Origin of the sequence: Paraburkholderia sp. (assembly GCF_026225065.1) — a bacterium.
Classification (GTDB): Bacteria; Pseudomonadota; Gammaproteobacteria; order Burkholderiales; family Burkholderiaceae; genus Paraburkholderia.
This window is the reverse complement of record NZ_JAMFSB010000420.1, coordinates 1-5,994: the sequence shown is the minus strand read 5'-3', so window position 1 is coordinate 5,994 and position 5,994 is coordinate 1. Positions and strand designations below refer to the sequence as shown.

At 61.1% G+C, this 5,994-nt stretch carries 5 protein-coding genes and 1 pseudogene; 2 read left to right on the top strand and 4 right to left on the bottom strand.

From position 1 onward, the window contains the following. The 4 genes and pseudogenes from M0954_RS28770 to M0954_RS28755 all read right to left on the bottom strand — a co-directional run. Window positions 1–283, bottom strand: a pseudogene (locus M0954_RS28770) (hypothetical protein); the annotation flags it as partial. A 1-nt stretch (window position 284) separates the two neighbouring features. After that, on the bottom strand, window positions 285–683 hold the full coding sequence (locus M0954_RS28765) for a biopolymer transporter ExbD (RefSeq protein ID WP_122157354.1): 399 nt from the start codon (window positions 681–683) through the stop codon (window positions 285–287). 2 nt (window positions 684–685) lie between these two features. Continuing rightward, window positions 686–1,375 (bottom strand): MotA/TolQ/ExbB proton channel family protein, encoded by a 690-nt coding sequence (locus M0954_RS28760; protein WP_122157355.1) that lies wholly within the window; start codon window positions 1,373–1,375, stop codon window positions 686–688. Window positions 1,376–1,387: 12 nt separating this feature from the next. After that, window positions 1,388–3,559 carry a TonB-dependent receptor gene (locus M0954_RS28755; protein ID WP_297356883.1) on the bottom strand — a complete coding sequence of 724 codons (2,172 nt, stop codon included), beginning with the start codon at window positions 3,557–3,559 and terminating at the stop codon, window positions 1,388–1,390. A gap of 283 nt (window positions 3,560–3,842) precedes the next feature. On the opposite strand from M0954_RS28755, the gene M0954_RS28750 reads away from it, so the two are divergent. Together M0954_RS28750 and M0954_RS28745 are read left to right on the top strand one after the other, a co-directional pair. Then, a complete protein-coding gene (locus M0954_RS28750) occupies window positions 3,843–4,565 on the top strand; it encodes a response regulator transcription factor (protein WP_122157357.1) in 723 nt (240 codons plus the stop codon). Between the two features lie 13 nt (window positions 4,566–4,578). Next, window positions 4,579–5,925, top strand: a complete 1,347-nt coding sequence (locus M0954_RS28745; RefSeq protein ID WP_166660872.1) for an ATP-binding protein — start codon at window positions 4,579–4,581, stop codon at window positions 5,923–5,925. Window positions 5,926–5,994: the final 69 nt, after the last annotated feature.

Here is a 5,994-nt window from a genome sequence, read left to right as displayed (position 1 = left end):
GCTGGACGTGACGCGGCGGGACAACCGGGTGCGTTACCGGTGGCGCCTCCGGCTTCGGCGGATTCAGCGGTTTCGCAACAGGTTGCGGCGTCGGGGCAGGTGCAGGCGCGGGCGCCGTCAGCGTCAGCAACGTCGGCGGTCGTTCGGGCGCCGGCTGCGAGCGATGCGTCAGGAGCACAACGCCGCCGCCAAGCAGCAACACTTCTGCAAGCAAGGCGAACGCCGCAGCAGACGCGAGACGCGGCCGTTCCCGCACAACCTCAGGGGCGGAGACAGTCGCCATATCAGTTCGCCACGGGTTGCGCAGCCAGCGCGATCTGCGAGACGCCTGCGGCACGGCAAGCGTCCATGACCGCGACGAGCTTCTGGATCTGCGCCTGCTTCGAGCCGGCAATCGTCACCACGGTGTGGCCCGCATCCGCTCGCGCTGCCAGCATCGCCGTCAGTTCAGCGGGGCTCAGAGTCCGGCCGTCGACCGAAAGGCTGCCGTCAGTGGCAAGCGTGACGGTCACCTTCGGCGGCGGCAAAGACTGCGTCGTGCTGCTCGTTGGCAACTGCGTGCGCAAGCCGGCATTCGGAATCATGTGCAGCGTGATCATGATGAAAAACACCAGCAGAAAAAACATAATGTCGATCATCGGAATGATCTCGATGCGAGCCTTGCGCGCTTCGAAATACTTCATCGTCACACTCCCTGCGACGCGAGCTTTCCGACCACGGCGCGCGGTGCTTCGCGCACGGCCTTCGAGACTTCCTGCGACGTTCCAGCCAGGCGGTTGACGAGCGCAGCCTTCACGGTCTCGAGCTGATGCACAACGCCCCGCACGCGATTGTGCAAGCCGTTAAAAAACACAAGACCGATCATCGCCACAAACAGCCCAGAGGCTGTCGCAATCAGCGCTTCGGCGACGCCGCCCGTCACCTGGGTCGGCGCGTTGCCGGGGTTGGAGAGGACCTGAAACGCGTTGAACATGCCGACGATCGTGCCGAACAGCCCGAGCAGCGGTGCAAGTGTGACCACCGTGTCGAGCACCCAGAGAAAGCGGTCGATACGCGGCGCTTCGCGCATGATCGCTTCTTCGAGGCACGCGTCGAGGTCTTCACGCGAGGCGTGCCCGGCAAGACGGGCGGCAGTGGCGAACAACTTGGCCGTCGGCAACGAGCCGAACTGCTCGGCGCAGGCGGCTAGCGTCGTCGCGTTGAACTGGTCGAGCCGGTCGATCTGTTCGAGCGCCGCGCGGCTATTGCCGGCGGCGCGCTGCAGAAACCAACTGCGCTCGATAATGATCGTCAACGCGACGAACAGCATGGCAGCGATGACGTAGAGGACACCGCCCGAATTGTTCGCGAGGTGCAGCAGAGTGTCGACGGTCATGGAAAACTCCTGTTAGAAATCGGTGGACAAGGTGCCGATAAATGCACGGCCCGGGATGGTCCAGTACAGCGGGGTATTGTCGGCAGCGGTGAAACCCGCCAGCGCATCGATACTGGTGCGATTGAACAGGTTGTCGATCTGGAAGCCGATACGCGTGTCATGCATCCACGGCGCGAGGTTCTTGATCGTGTAGGCGGCCGAAAAGTTGGTCACGGTGAAACCGCCAATCGGCTGGGTGTCGCCGGTGTCGCCGAACTGGTGGCCGACAAACTTCGTGATCAGCGAGCCGGCCAGCGGACCATGCTCATACAGCACGCCCGCCGCGGCGGTTTGTTGCGGCGCGTTCGGCATCCAGTCGCCGGTGCTCTTCTGCTTGGCCGAGTTGAACGTCAGATTGGCGTAAAGGCTGAAGCCGTAGCCGAGCGAGAACGTCGCTTCCGATTCGAAGCCTTTGTAGACCGCGCCGCCGGCATTGGTGAAGATCGTGTTGTCGCCCACCGTGCGGCTCGTTACGGCGTTGCGGAAGTTGACGTAGTACAGGTCCGCTGAAACGGTCAAACGGTTCGTCTTGTAGGTCGTGCCGATCTGATAGTTATCCGTCTGCTCCGGATTGGGCTGGCCAGAAACCGTCGGGCTCTGCACATAGAACACATTCAGGTTCGGCGCCAGAAAACCCTGTGCGTACTGGATATACGCACTCCAGTCCGAGGTAATCTGATCATGCACCGTGAGCGACGGCAACACCTTCGACCAGGTATGACCGAAGTCCACCGGAGTGCCTGAGCCCTGATTCATCGGCGAGTCGATTTGCCGGTTGAACGACACGTATTTCACGCCTGGCGTTACCGTCAAACCATACGGCAGCTGCAATGCGTACTGCAGATAAGGTTCGAACGTCAGCAACGTATCGGTCATCGTGAAGTTCTGCGACAGGAACGCGTAGTTCAGCGAGTCGTCCACATTGAAGTTGTCGCGGAAGTTGGACTGATGCGTAATCCACGCGCCCAGTTGCAGCGTGCCTGGGCCGATCTTCCGTTCGGCGGTGAGGACGTCGCCCCACGCGCGGTAATTGTTGTTCATCTCCTGACCCGGCACGTCGTTCGGCCCGAGGCTCGTACCATTGGGGGTTTCGCCGTTCGGATCGAGCCCGTTAAAGCCGTTATGGTAGTAGCCGTATGTGTACACCTTGTTATCGATCACCCATTGGGCGACCTTCGTTTTAACGTCGATGTACTCGAAGTCGGTATTGATCAGATCGATGTTGTAGCCGTAGTACGCCTGGCTCGCCGGATTGTTGTTCAGGCCGAAGTTCGGACCAAAGTCCTGGATCTGCTGGGCGGTTGCGCCAAGCGGCACGTTTTGATGGATCTTGTTGTAGGTGGCGAAAAAGGTGACTAACGTATCGTCGCCAAGCGGCTTTTCGAGCTTGAAGTAGACGTTCTCGCGACGTTGCGCAGAATCCGTCAGGTAGCCGTCGCTATTGGTCTGCGTATAGCCGACCATCGCGCGGGCATCGCCCCATTGCTGGATGTCGCCCGTATTCATCTCCGCACCGGCGGTCCACGTGTTCCAGCTACCGTACGATCCAAGCACCGAAAACGACGGCGTGAGCGAAGGATCTTTCGAGTCCAGCCCGATCGTGCCACCGAAGGTCGCAAAGCCGATCTGCGAGGCGTCGCCCGGACCACGGTCGATATTGATCGAGCCCAGCACCTGATTCGAGAAGAACGACGTCGAGTGGTGGGTGAAATCGTTCGAATCGCCAAACGGGATGCCGTCGAATGTAACGTTGTACTGACCGTCCTGGAAGCCGCGAATGGAGAGACTCTGCGATTCCATCAACCCCGCGCCGCTCGGATCGATGTTCGACACGCTAGGAGCGATCTGGATGATGTCGCTGTAGTTTGACGTAGGCGCCGTGCTGTTCTGGATATAGTGCTGGCTGATAATCGATTTCGGCTCGGTGGTCGTGAGCGAACCCTGCGAGGGTGCCTGAGCCGGCGCCGACTCCGTATTCGTCGTAGCAGGCGTGCTGTTCGCGGACGACGACACGGCCGTGCTTTGTACCGAGCCAAGATCGCCGGTTGCCTGGGCATGCGAGACCTGTGTTCCGGCGGCGCAGAGCGTCGCGAGAACGAATTGCGTCAATGGCTTCTGACTGAGCTTTGAACGTACCCGTTGCATGATTCATGCATCCTTGTTTTTGAATAGAGCGGTGGGGGCGGTGGAGCAGACAAGGCGGGATGCTATCGATAGCGCATTAATACCGAGTGATGGGTAACTTACGAAGTTAAAGTTCTTATTACGGATACCCAACAACCTGTGCTGCGAACAAAAAAGCGCGGACACGGGCTTAGATTTGTAAGTTTCCGTACACTGCGCATTCATCTGTCCACGCTAGGATGGGCCCTTTCGTCCAGGCGCCGGTCCTCCCTCATGCCACACGATCAATCGGAAAAACGTTCTCTTGGAAAGTGACGCATCGGCCTCTTACCCGGCGGGGCGCAGACCTCGGATTCTGATCGTCGAAGATGACGAGCGTGTGCGCCTCGAAGTCGCAGCAGCACTCGAGGACTACGGCTTCGCGGCCGATAGCGTAGCGAGCGGGCACACTGGCCTGCTGCGCGCGCTGGATGGCGACTTCGACGCGGTCGTGCTCGACCGCATGCTGCCCGACATCGACGGCCTGTCGATCCTCGCCACCCTGCGCAATGTCGGCAAGGAAACGCCCGTGCTGATCCTGAGCGCGCTGTCAGCGGTGGATGAGCGTGTGAGGGGTTTGCGCGCCGGCGGCGACGACTATCTGACCAAACCGTTCGACAGTCTTGAGCTCACCGCGCGCCTGAATGCGCTGTTGCGCCGCCGTTCATCGCCCAAGGAGCCGTCTGCGATGAGCGTCGGCGATCTTGTGCTCGATATGGGCACACATCAGGTAGAACGCGCCGGTGAGGTGATCGACCTCAAGCCGCGCGAGTACCAGTTGCTCGAATTCATGATGCGGCACGCCGGACAGCCGGTCACGCGAGCCATGTTGTTCGAGTCCGTGTGGAATTACCATTTCAACGCCCAGACCAACGTGATCGACATGCATATCGGTCAGCTACGCCGCAAGATCAGCCTGAACGGGCGGCTCTCGGTGATGATTCATACGGTGCGCAATGTCGGCTATATCCTCCATGCCGGCGAGTAAGCGGCGCACGCGCATGCATCTGAGCAGCGTCGGCTGGCTGCTGGCGGTGTTCATCACCTCTGCGATCGTTCTGTTTGCGATGCTTTACTGGGCGACCCACAGCTACCTCGTACACGAGGTCGATGAGCGCCTGCTTGGCGAAGTAGCCGAGTTCCATTCCATCGGCCGCGCCGAGGCGATTGCGAACATCGATGCACTGAGCCGGCGCGATGTGGCGAGCAGCCGTCCCTACGGCGTCTTCGATTCCGACGGCACGTGGCTCGCCGGTAACATCCACGTCCTGCCGCTAGCGCACGACGGTAAGCCGTTCAATTACCCGCAGATCGTGCGCGAGGGTGACCGCACCGAGACCGAACACTTTCGCGGCATCATCGTGCCTACCGTCAGCGGCGTGCGCATCGTCGTCGGACACTCGATCGATGAGATCCGCTATTTCGATCACACGCTGTTGAAAATGCTGTGCGTCGGCCTGACGCTCACGATCATCCTTGCCGTGGGATGCGGCGCGGCGCTCAACGCGATGTCCAATCGCCGCATCCGCGCCATCAGCCTGACTGGACGCGAGATCATGGCGGGGCAACTGAACCGGCGCTTGCCGACCCGCGGCACGCATCACGATCTGGACCGCCTGGCTGAGATCGTCAACACGATGCTCGACGAGATCGAGCGGCTCGTTGCCGAAGTCAGAGGTGTGTGTGCCGGGATCGCACACGACTTGCGCACGCCGATGACCCATCTGCGCGCAGGTCTCGAACGTGCCCGCCGGCGCTCCAACAGCGTCGACGACTACGAAAGCGCGGTCGATGCGGCCATCGTGCAATCGGACGTCGTGCTCAATCGCTTTACCGCCCTGCTGCGAATCGCGGAAATCGAAGCCGACGGCCGACGCGCGAGCTTTGGCGATGTGTCGCTCGACACCGTGATTCGCGACGTCGTGGATCTGTACGAGCCGGTAGCTGACGACCGTGGTCTGACGGTGTCGGTGCACGCGCCCGCAACCGTCCAGGTGCGCGGCGATATCGATCTGCTGTTCGGTGCGATCGAAAACCTGCTCGATAACGCGCTGAAATTCACCCCTGGCGGCGGCTCAATCTCGGTCGAAACGAGGATGGAGGCAGGCGAGCCAGTCCTGCAAGTGGCCGATTCAGGACCCGGTATTGAAGCGGGCGAACGCGAGGCGGTTCTGCGGCCGTTCTATCGCAGTCCTAGCCAGCAAGCCCAGGCGCCGGCCGGTCACGGCCTCGGCTTGAGCCTCGTGGCGGCGATTGCGCGGGTGCACGACGCCGACGTGGAAATCCACGACAACCAGCCGGGTTGCAAGATGGTGCTGCGTTTCAGGGGCAACGTGCTGGCGCGGTAATCGACTCGCGCAGCGCCTTGCTTGCTCGTGGCCATGAGGCGTAGCATGACGCACTCCCCTACGCCCTCT

What these genes read in the sequence shown, in the direction of transcription:
- M0954_RS28765 (WP_122157354.1), bottom strand. Translation starts at nt 683, where the DNA reads ATGAAGTATTTCGAAGCGCGCAAGGCTCGCATCGAGATCATTCCGATG.
- M0954_RS28760 (WP_122157355.1), bottom strand. Translation starts at nt 1,375, where the DNA reads ATGACCGTCGACACTCTGCTGCACCTCGCGAACAATTCGGGCGGTGTC.
- M0954_RS28755 (WP_297356883.1), bottom strand. Translation starts at nt 3,559, where the DNA reads ATGCAACGGGTACGTTCAAAGCTCAGTCAGAAGCCATTGACGCAATTC.
- M0954_RS28745 (WP_166660872.1), top strand. Translation starts at nt 4,579, where the DNA reads ATGCATCTGAGCAGCGTCGGCTGGCTGCTGGCGGTGTTCATCACCTCT.